Annotated in this window: 23 protein-coding genes and 1 tRNA gene; 5 read left to right on the plus strand and 19 right to left on the minus strand. The window is 41.3% G+C overall.

All coding sequences use genetic code 11. The features are described 5' to 3' along the window. The 16 genes from NUV69_00860 to NUV69_00935 all read right to left on the minus strand — a co-directional run. On the minus strand, window positions 1–805 hold an 805-nt coding region (locus NUV69_00860; GenBank protein ID MCR4324221.1), incomplete at its 3' end, for a hypothetical protein. 267 nt (window positions 806–1,072) lie between these two features. Next, window positions 1,073–2,170, minus strand: coding sequence for a glycosyltransferase (locus NUV69_00865; protein MCR4324222.1), 1,098 nt, complete (start codon window positions 2,168–2,170; stop codon window positions 1,073–1,075). A 146-nt stretch (window positions 2,171–2,316) separates the two neighbouring features. Beyond that, complete coding sequence (locus NUV69_00870) at window positions 2,317–2,586, minus strand: four helix bundle protein (GenBank protein ID MCR4324223.1); 270 nt, start codon at window positions 2,584–2,586, stop codon at window positions 2,317–2,319. A gap of 53 nt (window positions 2,587–2,639) precedes the next feature. After that, window positions 2,640–3,158, minus strand: coding sequence for a class I SAM-dependent methyltransferase (locus NUV69_00875; GenBank protein ID MCR4324224.1), 519 nt, complete (start codon window positions 3,156–3,158; stop codon window positions 2,640–2,642). Next, window positions 3,155–3,352, minus strand: coding sequence for a hypothetical protein (locus NUV69_00880; GenBank protein MCR4324225.1), 198 nt, complete (start codon window positions 3,350–3,352; stop codon window positions 3,155–3,157). Before NUV69_00880 ends, NUV69_00875 begins: the two co-directional genes overlap by 4 nt. Then, window positions 3,349–4,194, minus strand: a complete 846-nt coding sequence (locus NUV69_00885; GenBank protein ID MCR4324226.1) for a glycosyltransferase — start codon at window positions 4,192–4,194, stop codon at window positions 3,349–3,351. The genes NUV69_00880 and NUV69_00885 overlap by 4 nt, the downstream gene beginning before the upstream one ends. Continuing rightward, the gene (locus NUV69_00890) at window positions 4,173–4,877 is read right to left on the minus strand and encodes a hypothetical protein (protein ID MCR4324227.1); all 705 of its coding nucleotides are present in this window, start codon (window positions 4,875–4,877) and stop codon (window positions 4,173–4,175) included. Before NUV69_00890 ends, NUV69_00885 begins: the two co-directional genes overlap by 22 nt. A 108-nt stretch (window positions 4,878–4,985) precedes the next feature. After that, a complete protein-coding gene (locus NUV69_00895; protein MCR4324228.1) occupies window positions 4,986–5,630 on the minus strand; it encodes a class I SAM-dependent methyltransferase in 645 nt (214 codons plus the stop codon). Continuing rightward, window positions 5,627–6,124: a hypothetical protein gene (locus NUV69_00900; GenBank protein MCR4324229.1), complete on the minus strand. Its 498-nt coding sequence runs from the start codon at window positions 6,122–6,124 to the stop codon at window positions 5,627–5,629. The genes NUV69_00895 and NUV69_00900 overlap by 4 nt, the downstream gene beginning before the upstream one ends. Beyond that, complete coding sequence (locus tag NUV69_00905) at window positions 6,121–6,786, minus strand: hypothetical protein (protein ID MCR4324230.1); 666 nt, start codon at window positions 6,784–6,786, stop codon at window positions 6,121–6,123. Before NUV69_00905 ends, NUV69_00900 begins: the two co-directional genes overlap by 4 nt. Next, window positions 6,783–7,493 carry a hypothetical protein gene (locus NUV69_00910; protein ID MCR4324231.1) on the minus strand — a complete coding sequence of 237 codons (711 nt, stop codon included), beginning with the start codon at window positions 7,491–7,493 and terminating at the stop codon, window positions 6,783–6,785. Before NUV69_00910 ends, NUV69_00905 begins: the two co-directional genes overlap by 4 nt. Before the next feature lie 19 nt (window positions 7,494–7,512). Beyond that, window positions 7,513–8,187: a class I SAM-dependent methyltransferase gene (locus NUV69_00915; protein ID MCR4324232.1), complete on the minus strand. Its 675-nt coding sequence runs from the start codon at window positions 8,185–8,187 to the stop codon at window positions 7,513–7,515. After that, entirely contained in the window at window positions 8,184–9,434 is a 1,251-nt protein-coding gene (locus NUV69_00920) for a class I SAM-dependent methyltransferase (GenBank protein ID MCR4324233.1), read from the minus strand. Before NUV69_00920 ends, NUV69_00915 begins: the two co-directional genes overlap by 4 nt. Next, on the minus strand, window positions 9,427–10,584 hold the full coding sequence (locus NUV69_00925; GenBank protein MCR4324234.1) for a DegT/DnrJ/EryC1/StrS family aminotransferase: 1,158 nt from the start codon (window positions 10,582–10,584) through the stop codon (window positions 9,427–9,429). Before NUV69_00925 ends, NUV69_00920 begins: the two co-directional genes overlap by 8 nt. Next, window positions 10,581–11,303, minus strand: coding sequence for a glycosyltransferase (locus NUV69_00930; GenBank protein MCR4324235.1), 723 nt, complete (start codon window positions 11,301–11,303; stop codon window positions 10,581–10,583). The genes NUV69_00925 and NUV69_00930 overlap by 4 nt, the downstream gene beginning before the upstream one ends. After that, window positions 11,291–12,073, minus strand: coding sequence for a glycosyltransferase (locus tag NUV69_00935; protein MCR4324236.1), 783 nt, complete (start codon window positions 12,071–12,073; stop codon window positions 11,291–11,293). The genes NUV69_00930 and NUV69_00935 overlap by 13 nt, the downstream gene beginning before the upstream one ends. A gap of 348 nt (window positions 12,074–12,421) precedes the next feature. On the opposite strand from NUV69_00935, the gene NUV69_00940 reads away from it, so the two are divergent. Next, window positions 12,422–13,363, plus strand: a complete 942-nt coding sequence (locus NUV69_00940) for a cache domain-containing protein (protein MCR4324237.1) — start codon at window positions 12,422–12,424, stop codon at window positions 13,361–13,363. A 22-nt stretch (window positions 13,364–13,385) separates the two neighbouring features. On the opposite strand, the gene NUV69_00945 is transcribed toward NUV69_00940, so the two are convergent. Both NUV69_00945 and NUV69_00950 read right to left on the minus strand, forming a co-directional pair. Then, the gene (locus NUV69_00945; protein ID MCR4324238.1) at window positions 13,386–14,021 is read right to left on the minus strand and encodes a hypothetical protein; all 636 of its coding nucleotides are present in this window, start codon (window positions 14,019–14,021) and stop codon (window positions 13,386–13,388) included. Continuing rightward, the gene (locus NUV69_00950) at window positions 14,014–15,111 is read right to left on the minus strand and encodes an SH3 domain-containing protein (GenBank protein ID MCR4324239.1); all 1,098 of its coding nucleotides are present in this window, start codon (window positions 15,109–15,111) and stop codon (window positions 14,014–14,016) included. The genes NUV69_00945 and NUV69_00950 overlap by 8 nt, the downstream gene beginning before the upstream one ends. Window positions 15,112–15,225: 114 nt before the next feature. Between NUV69_00950 and gap the strand changes: the two genes are divergently transcribed. Then, entirely contained in the window at window positions 15,226–16,269 is a 1,044-nt protein-coding gene (gene gap, locus NUV69_00955; protein MCR4324240.1) for a type I glyceraldehyde-3-phosphate dehydrogenase, read from the plus strand. Window positions 16,270–16,661: 392 nt separating this feature from the next. Continuing rightward, window positions 16,662–17,390, plus strand: a complete 729-nt coding sequence (locus tag NUV69_00960) for a hypothetical protein (protein MCR4324241.1) — start codon at window positions 16,662–16,664, stop codon at window positions 17,388–17,390. Between the two features lie 44 nt (window positions 17,391–17,434). Here the strand turns inward: NUV69_00960 and NUV69_00965 are convergent, their stop codons facing one another. Continuing rightward, window positions 17,435–18,643 carry a hypothetical protein gene (locus tag NUV69_00965; GenBank protein ID MCR4324242.1) on the minus strand — a complete coding sequence of 403 codons (1,209 nt, stop codon included), beginning with the start codon at window positions 18,641–18,643 and terminating at the stop codon, window positions 17,435–17,437. Between the two features lie 249 nt (window positions 18,644–18,892). Between NUV69_00965 and NUV69_00970 the strand changes: the two genes are divergently transcribed. After that, the gene (locus tag NUV69_00970) at window positions 18,893–19,726 is read left to right on the plus strand and encodes an NAD(P)H-hydrate dehydratase (protein MCR4324243.1); all 834 of its coding nucleotides are present in this window, start codon (window positions 18,893–18,895) and stop codon (window positions 19,724–19,726) included. A 765-nt stretch (window positions 19,727–20,491) separates the two neighbouring features. Further along, a tRNA-Ala gene (locus tag NUV69_00975) sits at window positions 20,492–20,564 on the plus strand. Window positions 20,565–20,587: the final 23 nt, after the last annotated feature.

Genomic DNA, 20,587 nt, shown 5'->3' on the forward strand with positions numbered 1-20,587 from the left:
GTGAAACACTGGGACTTTCGGACGGCGAGACACTTGGAGAGACCGAAGGACTTATTGATGGACTTTGACTAGGTGAAACCGAAGGTGAAACAGAAGGACTTACACTAGGCGAAACCGAAGGCGCTTCAGCCGTCTTAATCTCAACAGCAGCTCCGATCCAGCCGTTTTGGGCTGTTGCTACGCTAGCATCTACTGTTGTGTCGTTGTCAGAGCGGAATTCGGAGCGGATACCTGTACCAGGTGCTGTATTGCTGTTGTTGCCTCCTAGCGCTGTGAAGCCTGACCCTTCGGTTGGAACAGCAATGGTAGCGCCCGATGTTTTAAGAAGCGCCAAAGAGCCGTAAGTAGCATTACCATCGCTGCTAAAGGTACCAAGCACAACTGTAAACGACGACAAGCCAGTATTGTCTGAGTTAGTGTTCGACTGCACGACAGCAGCAGATCCGTTTACCCCGCTTGCATCAACACCGCTGAATTCATCTACAGTCCATGAACTGCCACGCTGTGTAGTCCCTCCAAAGTCGATGGTAATTGTTCCACTGCCAGGAGACACCTCAAGAGCCCTAAAGAGGGTTACCCTGGCGTCGCTGCTTGTCCCGCTAAAGTCAACCTCTCTGGTTCCCACCTGTGTCCATGTGCCCATGCCGCCGCCTGAAAGTGTCGGTACCACAGACGGTACGGCTGCACGACTGACAACCGTAACTAAAACAAGGCGGTTTGCGCCGGGGGATATCGATGCTGTCGTGTAGGAAGAACTGTCCGTACCGTCTCCGCCGGCTGTCAGGGAATTGGCGGTGACTGCCATATTAGGCTAGGTTCCAATCTACCTTGCAGAAAGCTATATTTGAAGTATTTAAGTTTTGCGACATTTTATTGCACTACATTAAAACCGTACCAAAAGACGGCTAAAAAACTATTTACATAGTAGCAGAGTATTAACAAGAATACTTCGAAACTTTGGGAGAGGTCTTGTCTTAAGAAATCTTGGTTATTTAAATGCGGATATATCTTTTTCTGGCAGTTTTTATTAGCTCATGCATATAGATAACGCCGTTAAGTTTGTTTGCTTGGTTCACTTTGGCGCTGATTTATCAATTAAATCTTTGATGTAAATAATTCCGGTAATTTTTCCGTCGATGATTTGGATTGCTGGATTTTGAGTTTTCCCATTGGGCTGGATTGCAGATTTTTGATTAGTAAGTCCTTTTTCTGTTTCTTTCAGTTTTGCGAGATCGTTATCTGTCCAGCCGGGAACCGGCCAGAATTTCTCAATAAGCCAGCCTAAGGGGCGTTTTTGTTTCGGCCATTTATTTTCCCAAAACAGTTCCTTAACATTGTCTTTTGTTTTTTGTGTTTCTTTTCCGGAATTGGGCCAAGGGAAGCCGAAATCGCCGCCCTGGGTACGAAACATGTGAGCATACCAGGTTTTGTGGTTTACCAAAACGCGGCCTCCGGAAAGCCAGGTTTTGACTGCGACTTCGATTCCCTGGTTGCCCCAATTGCCTAATTTTTCATCGCAGAGTTCCAAGTCCCAATAATTTTGACGAGTGGTCATAAAACATGAGCCCTGAAGAGACATTGTTTCGGTTAAGCCTTTTTCTTCTCTATCCTTTTTGTACTGGGGCCGGCGTTCCCATTCGCCGAAATATTGAAAATGTGGTTCGGTGTCAAAGCTATACGAGGTGCTTTGAGGCCTTTCTTTGCCGATCCAGAGCATTTTTCTTCTGATTTTGTCTGATTTACCGCACTGTTCACATTTTTGGGGTGTCGGGCCCTGATACTTTTTCCAACCACAATGGAAACATTTCCAGTCGAACGCCCAGAGGTTGCGCATTATAGGGACCATTGTCGCGTCGTCACGGCCTTTAAATGCTTCAAGCATTTTGCGGTCGAATCCTTTGTCGAAAGCGCAGTGGGCATCGAGCTTCATGACGTATCTGGCCTTACTTAGCTTTGCGGCCAAGTTGGATGCGGCACGCTGGCCGATGCTTTCGGGAACATAGATAAGGTTAACCCGGTCATGTTGGGGAACCGGGGGATCGGCCCAGGCTCCGTCTAAAACTGCAATGACTTCTGTATCCGCTTCAATGTTTGAGAGGATATCTTCTATGGTGCGGCTCAAGAACATTTCATTGCGACTTGGAATTAAAATACTAAGATCTTTGGCCATGTTTTTTAATTTTCAATTTTTAATTTCTAATTTTCGTTAAATTATTACTTTTTAATTTTCATTTAGCTCTTAAGGTAGTTGTTATCTTCTGGAATATGAAAGTTAGCTCTTGAGCTTCAGACCAAAGTTCTTCTATTTCGGCCTGTTTATCTAGAAATCACTGCTTTAACATCCTCAACCAATGTTTTGTTTCCTGGGCTTCTTTTTTTGCATATAAATATTTTGTTTTGAAAGTCTTTTCTGCTGCTTGCGCTATTTGCTTCCATATAATTTGCGCCAATACTTGTAGCTGATCTTATAAGTTGGTTAACCAAAGGTGCAGTGATGTTATCTTGCTTTAATGTTCTACAAAATATAATGGTTGATTTGCCGAATTTGGCAGTTCTCTCTTCCAAGTTGTATTGTAAATTGTTCATTGAAAATTTAATGTAAATTGTAAATTCCTCCCCAAATTTCTGGACAAACCCCTTCATAAAGTTTCCATTCTTTTATCGTATTGCTCGGTTTTTCTGGGGCGCAGGATAAAGTTTATCTTTTTATCGACTGAAATCTTATACCAGGGCTTGATTCCATAATCGGCGTTTTTTGGCCTTGAAGGGTTGGATTTTTTGTGCCTGTTGACCCCGGTAAAGTAATCAAAAGTGTCTGTTATAAATATCCTTTTGTGCGTAGGGTCGGCAAGTGCTCCACGCCCGTTTTCCCTGGGGACTTTTCCCTTCAAAATACCTTCCGGCTTTAAAACCCTCCACATTTCATTCATAGCGAAGATTAAATTTTCCATATGTTCTAGGGTTTCATAGCAAGCAATCTCGTCCACACTATTGTCGGAATGTGGGAGAGGTTCTTTTTCGATATCACAAATAACATCGGTGTATTGATTGCCTTTGTCATCGACACATGGATCACGATCTATATTTATGAATCCCTCTATGCGAGTAAAACCTGAGCCGATATTTAGCTTTATCCCGCGTGAGATAGGAGACGTCATACTTTGATAATTTTCTTCTGTTTGAACTCATAATTTAGGGCATTCATAAGTTCTGAGCGGTATTGGTTTAAGTCCTGCAGTTTTTTAGCATCGGCGCGGGTATGTTTGTTCCTCTGAACTTTATCTACCAAAAAAAATATTTTTATATTGGTTACGATCAGCTCATCAACAATAGTTGCAAGGGTCTTTCTCATTTTAATTTCTTATAAAGTTTGGCGATTTCACTTATATGATACTTTTCTGATTCGGCAATTATTTTTTTTGGCCATTTATTATACTCAATGGGGTCTTTCATCTTTTTTGCTTCTTTTAATAATTCATCCAAATTATTAACAGCAATATAATAACCTTCTACGTCCCGATATCCCAATCTGCGGCTGGCGATAGTTGGAATACCAAATGACATAGCATTAACGATCTTTGTCTGATGATAGTAAGGAACATTTAGGTGATTAAAAGCTCCGATAATTTGTAAATCTATCTTTTTGTAATAATTGACAATGTTTTTTCTGGAGCTGTAATTATACAAAGGTGTGAATTTTAGTCCAATTTCCGCTAACAATTTCGCTAGCTTTTTATTGACATTGATTTCGTATCCTGACCCTGAGCCTACATAACCGCAATTGATGATCTTTTTTCTATTTCTTCTGAACTTCTCGAAATTGACATGATGGTGGGGGATGTAGGTAATTTTGTTTTTGAGAGTGCGGCGCAGATATTCTTTGTGCGGTGTGGACATAGCAATCACTTTGATTTTCGGCTTGTCTTTAATTCGCTCGGTTGCGTAGAGGTCGTCCAGCAGGTCGATATAATCGCCATCTTTCATCCTATGTAGGGCGTATGCCTTTACATAAATGCAGACATCTTTTTCGTATCCTTCGGTTGGGTTGAGTTTGGCACCCAAATATTTAGCTATTTCTTCGCCCCTAATTCGAGACGTGATCCTGCGCAAGAAAAACTTGCCGGGGCTATTATTATCGTCTAGAAAATAGGTGTGCTTGGCAAAGATCGAAATCAAACTACTTCTTTTAACCATTCGTTAAACTTACCTAAAGTTATACCTGGCCAGCCGGGTATTCTATCTGACTCTGTCCAACCCCTACGGCTTCGTTCTGAGCGAAATTCAGACGGGTCCATTCTTTGTCTGGTAAATGCCTTAGGATGACGAATGTCTACATTGCAAACCTCTGACATGTAAGTGCCATAGTGTTTCTTTTTCTGTTCTTCCGGGGGAATCCCTCTCGGGGGAGAAATACCATAACTACTATGGAAACGGTCCGTATTGACTTCAATCGCGCGTTTGATATGGGCCATTAGTGGTTCTCGCAGGGCACAAAGTTGTGAAGTGTCATTGTGAAGATATGTAACAGTTTTGCCAGTAAGTGAGCTTACGTGCCATTGGTTGCGGTTATAATAAAAATGATCTTCTTTTTCCGGGGTAAAATCAAAATGCGAAGGGTGGTAAAGAAGATCATGTTCTATTAGAAAAATAGCGTCTGTCTGGCACTGTTCCAAACCTTCGTAAATTTGTTTATACATAGAAAGAAGAGAATTTTCCAAGTCCATGACAGTGTTGATTCCAAAATCAATTGGCTTTTGGGAAATGGAGTAAATCGGGAATCCCCATTGCTCCATGCATTTGTTGAGTTGTTTCTGACAAGCTAAGAAAATATTTTCGTCAGGTTTGTTATTGGTGTAATATACTAATCCTTTAGTCATCCGGTTAGAAATAGGACGCGGACACGAAATGTATCCTGCGCTTCATAATTGTTGATTAGCCTTGATTTTCTTCTGAATATCATAGTTGTAATCATGCGTCCGCGATTTCTAACGGGACCATTGTTTTACAAACCACCATGAAGGGCATTTGTCGCTTTTGTTTACCCCTATCGTCTTATCAGTAAGATATAAAGGACTGATTTTGTGTACGGAGACGTAATCATCAACAGCATCCCTAACATTAATATCAAATTTGTGACGATATTCTCCGGGGAGGATGTAGTCATGTCCGCTAACGATACCACCCGGGCGTACTCTTCTGGCCCAGAGAATAATGTCTGTCATCACATAATCGTATGAGTGATCCCCATCTATGTATACAAAATCCAATGAGCCGTAGGGAATATCTTGTACCGCCTCTTCGCTAAATTTCTCAATCAGGGTAAAATCTCTGTCCTTCATTCTGCCTGCCGTTGCGTTTTTATTACGCTCATAGCGTGGTACTGTTTTATGCCGTGTTGAAGTTGGTTGATCCGCAAACGTCTCAACGCCATAGAGCTTTAACCCTGGAATACGCCTAAACATTTCTCTGGCATTTCTTGCTCTGAATACTCCTATTTCGGCGCCTACTTTGAATCCTAACTGCGCAAATAGTTCATAAAGATTTTTTCTTAACATGCCTGGAATTACTTGTGGCATATTAAGATTAGGATTCAGTCCGTATTTTTCTAAAAGATAATCGGTGGTATTCATTTGAATATATTTAAATTTGAAGTATTACTAACAACAGAAGTTCTCGGTACATTTACTAAGTCATATTCCCAATGATAAATGTTTTTAAACTTCGACCAAAGTTTTTTATATCCATAATGATGCTCTGCTTCTTCCTGTGTGTCGTGTAAAACAATATATTGGGCATGTTTTTTTAATCTTAAAGCATCTGTAGTTCTTCTTTTTGCAGTATGGTCAATTAAAACGACACTCCATTTCTTTTTGTCAAAATCCTCTTTGTCCCAGTCAGTAACAAAGTTAACCTCATGAGTCTCGGTTCTAAATTTTCTGGCAAATTTATAATACTCTTGAACATCTTCATAGGTAACTAGTTTTCTGCCTTGTTCTGCACAAAGCCAATGAAGTAGGGGGGTACTGAATAAACCAGAACCTAGCTCCAAAATAGGTCCGTCTGTATTTTGAACGGTCTTAATTAAAACTGGAAAATATGATGACCAACCTTGTCCAAATTTCATAAGAATTTACTCCTTAAATCTTTAACGTTTCCCCAATAAGGTAAATTCTTGCTGATATTTTCCGCCCCCCTTTTTATACCAGTGATAAAAGTAATCCCATTCTTAGTTTTTATGGAAATACATGGGTTTTCTCCGTGGAAAAAAGTATAGGGTTCATTGTAATAAGGAGAGATATGTGATTTGAGTTCTTTATAGCTTTTATTGTACCAGGTAGGAAATTGTTCAAGATACTTTTCTAACAAATCAATAAAGTATTTCCGCCTAACAATTTGTGCTCCCTCAGAATAATGTTTTCTATGAAAATTATAACGTTTATATTTTTTATCGTTATCCAACCACATAATCCAAATATTATCGCAACGATAAATATTTTCACCTTTTGGTTCAAACTGAAAATATTCGGGTGAATAAAGAAAATCTGATTCAGCCATAATGAGATACTTAGTTGTAGCAGTTTTGGCTCCAATAATAATTTGCCGCCACTCATTCACATAGGACTGTCCTACCTCTCCTACACAAATATTCTTACCTAATTTCATTGGTTTTTGTGAAACACTAACAATTGGAACATCACCACAATTTTCAAGAAGACAGTCGATAATTTTTTGTTCAAAGGCAGGATCTTCGTGATTTGATGTGTAATATATTATTGTCTTATTCATTTAAGCTCAGCTAAAAATTCATCAAATCTACCCAGCGTTTTGCCCCAACCAGGTATTCCGTCCGATTCTTTCCATCCTCTGCGGCTCCTTTCGGAACGAAATTCAGCCTTTGTCATTCGTGGCCTCGACAAAGTATTGGGATGCCTAATATCTATATTGGGAACTTTTGACACATAAGTACCAGCGTGTTTTCCTCTCTGTTCCTCTGGTGGGATACCCCTAGGCGGAGCAATACCGTAGCTGGCGTGGAAACGATCCGTATTTACTTCAATCGCACGTTTAATATGAGCCATTAGAGGTTCTCTGAAGGCGGAAAGTTCCGTGGTATTGTTATGGAGATAAAAAACAGTGTTGCCAGTATCAGAACTAACATGCCATTCGTTGCGGTTATAATAGAAATGACCTGTCCTTTTTGGAGTAAAATCAAAATGTGAAGGATGGTACAGCACATCATGTTCTGCCAAAAAAACAATATCAGTTTTGCACTCCTCAAGACCTTTAAGAATTTGTCTATACATCGAAAGAAGAGAACTCTCTAAATTCATTACGAAATTTTGTCCAAAATCAATCGGTTTTTGGGAAACGGAGATGATAGGAAATTTCCATATCTCCATACATTTTTTAAGCTGTTTCTGACAAGCTAAGAAGATATTTTCGGCAAGAATATTATTGGTATAGTAAACAACCCCTTTTGTCATTTTTAGCATGGACGGCTGTCTATTTGCATCATGATCCTATGACATTAGGCCAAATTTCTTCCAATTTAACCCAGAACCAGGAGGGATAGATATCTCCTTTTGCCTCGTAGTGCTTTTCGTCTGTTATATAAAACCTAATACCATGGACACTCGTGTAATCATTAATAGCTTGCGTAACTTTTACCCTTCTTCCTGATTTATCATTATCAAAAAAGTAATCATGCCCGCTCATAATTCCGCCTTTTCTAACTTTCCGGCCCCATTTAATAATATCCTGCATGACCGAATCGTATGAATGGTCAGAATCTATGTATACGAAATCGACAGAGTTATCTTCCATTTTGTCGGCCATATTCTCACTAAAACCCTGAAGTAATGTGAAATTTTTGCCATTCATTCGTTTGAGGCATTGATTCTTGCAATCTTGAAACCACTTATCATCCCAGTTTCTGAGCTTAGCATGATACATGTGACTAGCTTGAGGATGATGTTTATATGCGTCAACTCCGTACAATTTCAGGTTCGGAATAATCTCAAACATTGTTTGTGCGTTCTTGCCTTTTTCTGTTCCCACTTCAACACCGGTCGTAAACCCCAATTCTGAAAATAATCTATACATATCTTCACGAAGAAACCCTTCAAGTCTGTGGGGATTGTCTTTGTGCGGCCCAAACTTTTTTTCTAAATATTCAACGGTATTCATACGACTTCGAATTCTGGCAGGGGAATGATGAATTTAGATTTTACCCCGTTTGCCCGCCAATTTTTAATTATATAATCGCTGTAATGCCAAGCAAGAATAAGCACATAATCCGGTTTTTCTTTTAAAATAATTTCATTGCTTACTATCGGAGTATGGGTTCCCGGTATGTACTTGCCAACCTTTTCCGTCCCCGGTAGTTGAGCGACATACGGTAAAATCGTTTTATCAAGACCATAGTGATTAAGCAGTACCACCCCCCTAGTTGGACATGAATCGGCTACAAGCCTTAGACCTTCTCTCTTAACTTTTCGAACCAAATCCCAAAATTGCCCCTTCTGCGCAGTGACCCTCTCCCTAAACTTAGCCCATTCCTTTGGATCAAACAGGCGAGCATCCTCTTCGGCTTTTAATAGTTTTTTTACCATAGGACTAATGGGATGTTTTCCTTTCAAACCCGCAGACACTTCTATACTACCTTCACGTGTAGGTACTCTTTTGGCATCAAAAACCTCCATGCCATAATAGGGGAATAACTTGACTAATGATTTTAGGCTATAAATACGAATATGATCATGGTAAATTTCATCAAACTGATTACCTTCAAAAACATCAAGAAGATATTGGCTTTCACTAACGACTACCCCTTTTTTATCTAATAAGGCGCTTATGCCATCCATAACTTCTCCTAATGCTGCCATGTGCGCAAAGACATTAGTCATTGTAATTATCTTTGCGCGACCATGTCTTTTTACGATATCCTCGGCCACCGCTTTGTTAAAAAAATCTTGGTGGGTAGGAATTCCATCTGCTAGTGCAACTTTAGCCATATTAGTTGGTTCTACTCCTATAACTTTCATGTCCCTCTTTTTAAAAAATGACAAGAGAGTACCGTCATTAGAACCTATATCAACAACAAATGAATTAGGTTCTAATTTGTTTTTTAAGATAATATCATCAGCGAGTCTTTCGAGATGTTCCTTTAGGGGAACTGATATACCAGGACGATAAGTATAATCGGCAGGAAAACAAATGCCACTTCCTACAACGTAATCTATTTGCCCAAGTCCTGATTCTGGGCAGATCATCAGTCTTAGGGGATAGTAAATTTCCGGATCTCGGAGTGTTTCTTCTGTCAGTAGAGTCCCACAGGGTGGTTGAAAACCAAGATCAATAGCTTCGAATAAATCCTTCGAGCCAGTAATTTGGCAGTAATCCAACCTGCCAACTTTAATATCGTGTTTAATCATAAGCGGAGCTTTTCTGCGAATAAGCGGAGCTTGCGGTCCTCGTCCCTTGACGAACTCGGGACTGCGGGCCTAAAAAAAATTGTTTGATTGTTTTGCAAATAAATCTCACGTCGGATTTATCAATTTTACAGTTTAAGGGCAAACACAGATATCTTGACTCAACCCAATTCATATTTGGAAGGCTTTGACGCCTGTTACCAAAAATTTTAAATATGTCATTTCGTATGTGCACTAAATTGCATTCAATCCCTTTTTTGATCAGATAGGATGCCAATTGATTACGTTTCTCGGTGAGGATAGTCAGTAACCAGTACGTGCCGCCAGCTACTACTTGCACTTCTTCGATAGAACTTAATCCTTTACGATATTCAACAGCTAATTCTTGCCTATATTTAATAACTGTATCTAAATCCGGCAATGCCGCCAGTCCAAAACTGGCATCTACATCTGTAGGCTGAAATTTGTAACCGGCTTCTTCGATATCAAAATTTACTTCCCTTCTTTCCCATGGTTTGAAATTATTTTTTTTCTTTATATCTCTTTCGGTTCCGAACCACCTCAACTTTTTAGCTCGCGTATATTCTTTTTTGTTGTTTAAGATTAGCATTCCGCCGTCAGCAGTTGTTATATGTTTAATTGCCTGAAAGGAATAGCAAATATAATCTCCTTTAGTAGGTGCAAGATATTGGGCAGAGTCAACTATCAATGGGACTTTATATTTTTTAGAAATAGAATAAATTTTCTGATTAAAATGAATTCCTCCTAAATGAACTCCAACTACTGCTTTTGCTTTATGGGCTTGCAAAAGCCCTTCGAGAAAGTTGGGATCGATGTTTAAAGTATCTCGCTCTATATCACAAAATAACAATCTACATTTCCGCCTTATAAGACCGACTTGCCCCGCAATGGAATCCAAAACTGGGATAATTACTTTGTCACCTTTTTTGAGGTCGAGAAGATGGTATGCCAATTCTAATGCTGATGTTGCTGAATTTACCATTAGTGCATATTTATAACCCATTTTGTTGGCGAACTTCTTTTCAAAGAGATCAACTTTTGGACCCTGGCCAATCCATCTGCTATCTAAAGTATTTGAAAGTTGTTGCAGAATTTTCTTTTTAGGGATATATGGATAAAACAAGGGAATCACAATTGTTGTGCTAAGATTTTTATAAAGTTGCGGCTTTTTTCTCTTTCTTGTGTCCCGCCGCTATAATGGCGTTTGATATGGGCATGAGCATACCAAGTAGTTTTGTTTACAATTACTCTGCCGTCTGCATGCCTGCACTTTAAGGCAATTTCAAGCGCTTCGCTTCCTAATTTCCCAAAGTTTTGGTCATCTAGAAGACCTAATTTGTAGAAAAAGTCCTTGGTTATAAAATAACAACTGCCTTGAAATACCTCCGTATCGTCCAGTAGTTTCTTTTTGAGGTTGGGGTCACGGTTTTTATCGTTATCTTTATGTCCTTTATAACTTCTTCCTACGAACATGTAATCTATATCCGGTTTATCCGTATCTACTAGTTCCCATTTGTAGGGATCAAATCGTTTGCGTCTTGGTGTCTGTACCCAATTCTCTTGGTGTACTGCCTTAAGTTTTTCGTCAACCCCTTCTGCTACCATGCAATGGGCATCAAGCTTCATAATATATTTACCAGAAGCTACTGCAACGGCTTGGTTGATAGCAGTTCTCATACCTCTGGGTTTTCGATTGTGAATATATCTGACACCTTCAACAGGTTCTTCTCCATCGCCGTCGAGAACAACTATAATTTCAAAAGGCTCCTTAAATTTAGCCTTAATATCTAATATGGTCTGTTTTAAAAATTCTTCTTTTCTCGAAGGAATAATTACGCTTATATCTTCCATTGTTTTCTAATCTCCTCATAATACGGCCTCCAGAGGTCATGCGCGTATTTCAAGTTTGGGTAAAAATCGGTATTTCCATACCTGTGGGTTCGTTGGAAGCTGACATGTTTGTGGGCAAACCAGGTTTTTTTGTTGACCATAAGTTTTCCGCCCGCTTTCCAGGTTTTGAATACCATCTCGTGTGAATCCTGGTACATAGGTCCGTAACCTTCGGTTTGGAGTTCACCTATTACTCTGTCCCACCAGCTTCTTTTCATAACCCAGACGCTTCCCTGCATAGCCATGGTTTCGTCAATTTCGATATTTTTTCTTTCCTCCTGTCTTTCCTTCCATGGGATGCCTGTAAATTTTTTGGTATATTTGGCGGTTTGTATGGACAGCTTTTCGTAATCAACATAAGGCAAGTCCATAACCTGCCATTTAACGGGGTCGAGAAAATAGCGTCTTGCCGTTAAAATCCAGTTATCCTGACAAGCGTCGGTCATGGCTTTGTCAAAACCTTTAGCAAACATACAGTGCTCGTCTGAACGCATGATAAACTCTCCTCTTGAGACTGATACACCGGCGTTGATTGCATCCCTCATACCTCTGTTTTTGCCTAAATGGATATACCTTACCCTGGGGTCGTTTGTGATCTCAAATGTCGGCCAATACCCGTCGAATACTGCTATGATTTCGAGTTCATTTCCTAATGCAGAATTCACCAAAAGGGAATCAACGGTTTTTTTAAGTGAAGGATCTTTATAAGATGGGATTATGACAGAAAGCATACCTTTATTCCTGACTGGGATCTTGGAAAAGTGAGCTTGGTGTGCATCATGGAACGATTTTTAAAACTGTAGAATTTCATGCAGTAGTTTTACAATCTAACCGGCAAAAAATCAACCCCGTTAGAAGTCTGCACAAAAAAATTTCAAGAAAATTTTTTTGTAACTCGGCTGATAAATGACGACTTCTAACGGGGTTAAGACATTAGGTATTTGCGAGCTTGTTAAAAACCCCTTTACTCTTCGAACGAAGTGAGAAGTTTGATAGTTCTCGCTACGCTCGAACAATAAAGGTTTTCAGCAGACTCTGGTCTTTGCAATATTGCCTGCGATGTTATTTACTAAATTAGGATGTTTTGGGGCATACGTCTTCCCAGTTTGTGGATGTTTAGTCTAATTGCCGTGGCCGGACTGCTTGGGGCTGGCTATTTAATCTTGAGCCGCGGGGCGGATACGTCAACTGGCGGGCAGCTTTCCCGGCGGGAGGCGACAATCGCCAGAGCCGGGGCGAGTAATATAGCATCTTTCTTCCAGGTGTTTGGTCCGTCAGTCGTAGTCCTTTCTCAACTCTCCAGTATGGAGAGTTTAGGAACGGAAACTCTCGAGGATATGGATACATTTGTAGACCAGTGGCGCGACATTGGGCTTGTTGGAGGGGTTGTGTTAACGGATAGAAATGGAGTAGTTCAGCTTAATTCTAACGCATTGAGGACTTCGGATATTGGTGCATCCCTGGCCGATCGGGATTATTTTGTCTGGGCTAAAGGTAAGTCGAAAGAGGGAGAATATTTTATAGGCCAACCGGTAGTTAGTCGATTGGGTGCCACGAAGGATCAAATTATCGTTCCCGTGGCCGCCTCAGTATATCAAAATAAAGCTTTTGTGGGGGTCATATCCGCATCAGTGAAACTAAAGCCTTTAACCGAACGCTATTTGGGCTTGATTAAAATCTCAGAGCGCACAAGTGTTTATCTGTTGAGTGAGCAGGGGGAACCGCTTTATAGCAATTCAGGCAGCCAAACTCTGAGCGATAATCTTAAAAAGGCGCTTTCTACAACCAAAGAAGGAGGTCAATTGCGGGCAGAAGGACAGTCGATTGCTTATTCTCCGGTATCGCTGGGCAGTCAAAACTGGTTGTTGATTGTCTCTTCGCCCATTGGCGAAGTTTCGAGTATACCTTTCTATATTCGGCAAGTGGCGGTACTTCTTTCGGTATCTTTGACTACTCTGACTTTGGGAGTGTACGTTAGCCGGCAAAGTCAGAAGAGAAAATCACGTCAAATAAGGCCGTGATTTTCTGATTTTCGCTTCTCGCTCAAAATAGATTGTAGTAGTAGTCGTACCTTAGATTTTCGCGATTTTTCCAGTTACCGGGAAGGTCGGAGTCGCCTTTGGCGTAACGAAAATTATTATTACTTGAATCTTCGCGCATGATGAGCCAAGCTCCGGTGTAGTTAATAAAGCCATAATAGGTAACAAGGCCTTCTTCCATTATCTCGGAAATTTTATAGCCGTCGGTGGGTGAGGCACTGGCCAGTCCAGACTGGTTGCCGTCTGTTACACGTGGAGGGTTTATCATAGATTGCCCAGCTGTGCCAAAAATGAGAGACTCGACTCTTCTGCCTAGTAGCGAGAAGAGGAAAAAAGAGATTCCTGTTGCTCCAATTAGTTTAATAAAGGCCCGCTTGTCGATATCGGAGATGTAGGCAATTTCCTTATTTGGGTTAGGAGTTTCACTTTTGTCATGGCTCAATTTTGTCGGGGGTAGCTGGACAGCAATGTTCGGCTGTACCAGGACAGTTCGCGGGAATAGTTTAAATACTAAGAAAATGAGGGTGGGGTAAATGACAATGGCGACAGCCAGTTGGGAGTAAGTTGTGGCGGTTACAAAGCCGAAGATTATAAGTAAGCCGGCTATTACAAGCAGGAGGTATGTTAGGGTTTTAGTCATTATTTATTGTCTTCTCTTTTTCGATATATTGAGAAAATATGAAGCCATATGTGCCTTCTGGCAGGGCCACCTGATAAAAACCAGAATCTTCGGAAATGAACTCAAATTTTTCTCCTGCTTTAGCCTCACCTATCTTGTTAGATTTAATAGATGGATTTTCCCTGATGTCGACTGGATCTTTTGTGTTTGTGATTATAAGTATTGTTTTAGGTTCAGGAATGGTTGTTGGAGGTGGAGTTGTGATGGGTGAGGGAGAGTAGGGTGAGGTAGATGCTATGACTGAAGTTGTGTGTTCTCCTAGGGTGGCTGAGGCTGCTGAATAATTGTGTACGTTTCTTATCCCAATGCCGAGCAGAAGGACAAAGATAGCGCTAGTTACCAATAATTCAGGGATTCTGGACCAGGGCTGTAGTTCTACCTTTTTAAGGTCTCTCCTTTCAAGGTGCTTATCGGCCTTTTCGATTGTGATCTCGTCGAGAAGCTCTAATTCATGCTTATCGGGGGTATATTTTTCTACAAAGTCTTTGTAATTGCCACTGATATTTTTAAGGGAAAGAACAACATTTGTTTTCACCCAAGAAGTGTGTTTTTGGCCTGAAAATTCAGGATAAGATGAGTAGCCGCCTTCCTTATGAAGGTACCGGGTTAAAAGCAAAAGACTTTGTTCGTCCTTTATGACAACCGACTTATAGGGGCCATCGAAAAGAGACCCGGTGTGATTATATTTTTTATTGAAATACATCGAGTATCTTGTGCAAAGCGATCTGATTAGTGCTTGCAAGGATTTTTGGGTTCTTTGATGAATAAGTAGGTGAAAATGATCCGGGCTTAGGCTGTAGGCGAGGAGTTCCACTTGGTTGAAGTAGTTTTTTGGCTGGTGAGGCACGCCCGTGAAGGTGCGTCCGTTGACAATGAATTCTTTTTTAGTGCTCTCGGGAGCTTTGGGCGCAGTAAGATAGTCTTCCAGATAGCCTAGAAAGACCTGATAGTCAACATCGTCTGCGAAAATGTTCCTGTTTTCAATGCCCCTGTTGTAGACATGGCAATATGTTCCACCTTCAGCTACCCTCTGAAGGTTTTTGGCAGGCATAATTTAATGTTAACTTGAAAGCAGATACTCTGCAAGTAGGATGTTGAAAATCGAATCATGTCAACAAAATAAGCGTTTATCCAGATCTTTATTTGTGGTAATCTATCTAATGTTATGGTTCGGGTTGCTATTAACGGTTTTGGAAGAATTGGCAGAAGTGCTTTTAAGGTTTGGTTCGAAAAGCACAGGGATGAGATGGAGATTGTTGCTGTTAATGATTTAACGGACGCGAAAACTCTAGCCCAACTTCTTAAATACGATTCTAATTATGGTATTTGGGAGCACGAAGTGGAGGGGACAAATGTAACAGAGGGATCAGATGATCCAGAGGGAGAAAAGGTTGGAGTAATAAAGGTAGACGGGGTGGAGATTGCTACATACGCGACGAAAGAGCCGGCAAAATTACCTTGGGGAGAGCTTGGTATTGATGTTGTAATTGAGTCGACAGGAAGGTTTACAGACGAAGAGGGAATGCGAGGACATTTGACTGCAGGAGCCAAGAAAGTAGTATTGAGTGCACCGGCAAAAGGTGGAAATGTAGGTACTTTTTTACTCGGAGTAAACGAAGACGAATACAAAGGCGAAGAACTTATAAATAACGGTTCTTGCACAACAAATAGTATTGCCCCGGTTGCCAAAATAATGGAGGAAAAGTTCGGAGTCAAAAAAGCGATGATGACGACGGTCCATGCTTATACAGCAGATCAACAACTTCAAGACGGTCCACATAAAGATTTAAGAAGAGCGAGGGCGGCTGCCGAAAACATCGTTCCTACAACTACAGGTGCTGCCATTTCTACGGGAGAGGTAATACCGAAGCTTAAGGGCGAATTTGATGGCGTCGCGATCAGGGTTCCGGTTGCGGTCGGATCTATTTCGGATTTCACTTTTTTGCTGGAGAAGGAAGTAACAGTCGACGAAGTGAATAAAGCCTTTGAGGAGGCCGCAGGTGACCCGAGATACAAGGGAATTTTGGCGGTAACACGAGAGCAAATAGTTTCCAGTGACATTGTTGGCAGAAGTGAATCTTCGATTGTTGACCTATCTTTAACGAAAGTTGTGGGTGGAGATATGGTCAAGGTATTCGCCTGGTACGATAACGAATTTGGATATGCGAATCGATTGATCGAGCAGGTTATTCAAGTAGGTACACACTAACAACTTCTAATCCCGCTTCGCGGAATGGTACGATATCAGCCTCGTTCCGCTCGCTGATAGTTTTGAAAATCGTAGATTTTCAAAGATAATGAATGGGGATATTCCAATCGTTTGATTGAGCAAGTTATTCAGGTTGGAAACCACTAGATAATTTTCTCCAGGTTGCTTTTTTCGAATTCGTAAGTTTAGAATTTATTTATCAATCTGCCCCTATTTTTATGGAACAAGAACCCTCAGTACACAGGGAGGTACGGGAATTAGTTAATTCGTTTCCAAACGATCATCGAGTTGAGGATGTCCGAGTTGGAGTCCCAGAGTCTGGTTTGATGGTGAACCGTGACGAGTTTTTAAGAGGGACTCTTTTTAAATTGGCTTTCTCTGCTTATTCTTGCATGCTGAATAATCCTGGTCATGAGTGGTCGATGGAAGAAATTTATGACAAGTCTCTAGAAGAGTCGCATGAAGACGACGAGGGGGGCCGTCTAAAATCTGCAATTACAGTACTTGTTTACGACTTAAATGAGAATAGGTTATTGGTATTTGATGGGGATAATCGAGTTATTACTGATGGAAATTCCACGTTTAGGTTAAAAGGAGGCACAGTAGATATCTACAATTACGCTATCCATTTAGCAGAAAGTGCAGGCGTTGATCCGTCCGAAGTCGAAAAATATAAAGAGTTCATAAATTTTTTCAAGAGAGGAAATCAGCAAAGTGAGGAACAACCAAGCAGAGAGAGGAATGAAATAGCAAGTATTGCTTATGAAATGGTGCAGAGGATTTTACCAGAAGAACCAGATAGAGATAAACCGCCAAAAGTTCTTACTAGGCGAACTATAGAGAGGCTATATTTGCGTGGTCGCGAAGGCATGGACAAGAAGTACCATGAAAAGGTTCGAGTAGTCGCCGCCCTTTTTGTTCATAGACTAGCATTTAGAGGATTATTGGTTAATAGGGACCACCAAAAGCCGTTGGCTCGGAATACTCATTTCAGACTTAAGGGTAGGTTGTTTTTAGCCGAGCTCTATGACTTTAAAGCGGATCTTGCAGAAGAAGCAGGTTTGGAACCCGAGGCTGTAGGAGTGCTCAGAGAATCCGCAAGAATTCACAGAGGGGAGTAGTTTTGTCTGTGCGTATTTTTAGAAGAGAAAACCCGCAGTAATTTCTAAAGGTTTGACGGTTCAGCTGTGTCTTTTAGATTCATTATAATCGTAACCCCGTTTCTATTTTTGAAAATAAAAGGATAACCACGGTCGTTGCCTTTGAATTTTAAATCGACGTAGGCTTTTTTCATATTTTCGAAAGCGGCAGTGTCTGTTTGGTATTCGTCGTCTGACTCTCGATGAAATAGTTCGTGTCTAAACTGGAAGCTAAGCGGTCGGTCTCTAAACCTATATTCTTGGCCGTTAAACTCAAAAGGGTTGTCGCTGAACCAAGGGGGTGGAGTGAAAGATTGGTATGGATGAGGTTCCATGACACCTCCGACTGCAAGGAAAAGATAAATTTTGTCGGCGTATTCGGGATGTTCCGCAAAAAGTTTTTCGGCTCTTTTTTCCCGGGGAGTAGCTAGGCGGCCTTCAACCTTATAGTTAGATAGCATGGCAGGGGTATACTTTCCGCCCACATTGCTGAATTCTTTTTCTTTTAGTAATTCCTCTCGAGATCTGAGTGGTAGCTTGCTTAATATATCTTGTACGAATTCTAGTGATTTTCCATATTCCCGCATGTTTTCCAGAGCGAGTTCCCTCTTAGCTTGATCTTGGGGATTGCCGGTGTACTCAAGCCGAGATTCTTCAATTTTTTCAATGAAGTCGGAGTGTAACTCCCTCAGATACTCTCGGTCTTCGCCTGGTAAATCATTTGTGGCTAACCAAATGTCTCGGGCTTCCTGGGGTAATTTTTGGATTGCGTTTGCGCTAACGGAGTCGGAGTCTACCAAAACGATAACAACTTCCCCTATCTTTCCTTCTTTTGCTTCTTGAAATAATCGGAATTGATCCAACGCGTCGTCTCTTAAGTAGAGCTCCGTGCCGGGTGTGTCGATAATTCTAATGTGAGCTTCTTCAAGTTGTTCTGGTGTCAATACATCCTGGGGGATTTCGAGTTGAGGAGTTCTTTGATTTTCTGTCAGGTTTCCGGCCGGCGCCAAATTATTGTCCTGTTTGATCAGCTGACTTTTGGATTTGGCTTCTGCCGGACTTGCGTATGATTGGGGGTCTAATTGGAAATGGGTTTTTGCAGGAGCTTCGGCTCTGTTTTCCGTTCCAATTAAGGCTTTGCCGGCAAGACCAGCAATACCTATTCCAGCTCCACGAAGGAGTGATCTTCTGGAAATTTGTCTCGGTCTGGGTTGTTCGGATTCTGGCTCTGCCATGTTCTAAATTTAGTATTGCAGATACGAAGGCTTTAATACAATTGAATCCCTTGCTCCAATCTTCTATTTCTGATATACCCTTTTTGAAGAAGAGTATTACGGGAATTAAGAGTACCAAGAGTATCATGAGCTATATTCGAGTGTCATTCTGAACCGAAGGTGAAGAATCTAGATCCTTCGTTTCACTCAGGATGACATTACTTGTGGTATTCGTGATACCCAGACTACTCGTGGTACTCTTAAACTGCCATGGATTTATCTAAAATTTATCCCGCGAGACCTCTTGAGGTGCACAAAGGCAACTATGGAAGCCTGATGGTCGTCGCGTCTTCGAAACTTTATTCCGGATCGGCGACGCTCGCCGCAGTTTCCGCGGTTCGCGCCGGTGTTGATCTTGTTACGGTTTGCTCCCCGCAGAGAGCTGCCGATATAGCCGCCAATACTCTTCCCGATTTGATGACGTTGCCTCTCCGTGGAGACAAATTAACCGGAAGACACGTCAGTTCCATTTTGGATACTGCGCACCTAAGACGGATAAATGCTGTGGTTATGGGGTGTGGATTGGGGAGGAATGCCTCCACAATTTCCGCGATTCATAAAATAATTGGCAAGCTCTCGATCCCCATGGTTTTGGACGCGGACGCGCTTTTCGCGATTGCCCAAAGACCGGATGTTGTTTCTGGTAAACATGTAGTTTTGACGCCGCATGCGGGAGAGCTCGCGATACTTTTGGGACAAAAAGAAATTATGGGCGGTTTTGAGTCTAAATTGGTTGCAGCAAAACAAGCCGCCACAAAATATCATGCTGTAGTTTTATTGAAGGGGAATGTTGATATTGTGACAGATGGACAAACGACAATTACGAATAATTCTGGTACACCATTTATGACGAAGGGTGGGTTTGGAGATTGTTTGGCGGGGATAGTTGGAGCACTCTTGTGCCGTGGAGTTGGGCTGATTGAGTCTGCTCACGTAGGCGCGTATATATGTGGAAGGGCAGGAGAGTTGGCAGCAAGAGAAAAGGGCGAAGGGTTAGTTGCTTCGGATATATTTGAAAAAATTCCCCGAGTAATTCACACATAAAAAAGTTGACAGTTGTCGGTTGACAGTTTGCAGTTCGCTGCATGTTTAACTTCGAGAAACTTGAGGTCTACCATGAGTCTGTTTTTTTGGCTCTATAGATTTATAAAATTACAAGGAAATTTCCGAAAGAAGAACTTTTCGGTTTAAGTAGTCAGCTAAGAAGAGCAGCGGTATCAATTTCTCTGAACATTGCAGAGGGTTCATCTAGAGGATCTAAGGATTTTTGCCGTTTCCTTGATATTTCTAGAGGTTCTTGTTATGAACTAGTTCCACTGCTAAAGCTTTCTGTCGAACTTAAATATATTGATAAAGTGGAGTATGATCGGATGTATGGACTGTTTAACAATCTAACTACGAGAATTAATGCTTTGAAAAAATCTGTTAACCGTAAACTGATAACTGTAGACTCATAATTTACCCAAATTTTAGCTTGTTGACAGCCTCGAGATGCGTTGGTATACTTTGATCCGTGATATTTGTCACCTGTCGAAATCGGCAGACCAAGGGGACTAATTTTTTTATGTTGAACAACACATTTTCCTACACCAAGCGTGCGGTTTTTTGCGCGTAAAAGTTGGAAATTTTCAAGTAATAAAAAAATAATCTCCATCACAATTTAACCCTCCTTCGTTCTGCATAGCAGAACTTCGGAAGGGCAAGCCCCACTTCGCCAAGGCTACGTGGGGCAAGCAAAAGGATCAGGTAACAAGTGACGCGTTTTTTGTGTCGCTTCCCTCGAAAGATGCGATTAACGCGCGTTTTCGAGGGCCCGTAGTTCACCTGGTAGAACATCGCACTTGCACTGCGAAGGTAAGCGGTTCGAGTCCGCTCGGGTCCACACTTCGATCTGCAAAGCAGATC

The sequence above is a fragment of the Candidatus Curtissbacteria bacterium genome, assembly GCA_024654445.1.
In the GTDB taxonomy this organism is placed as follows: Bacteria; Patescibacteriota; Microgenomatia; order Curtissbacterales; family GWA2-41-24; genus JANLHP01.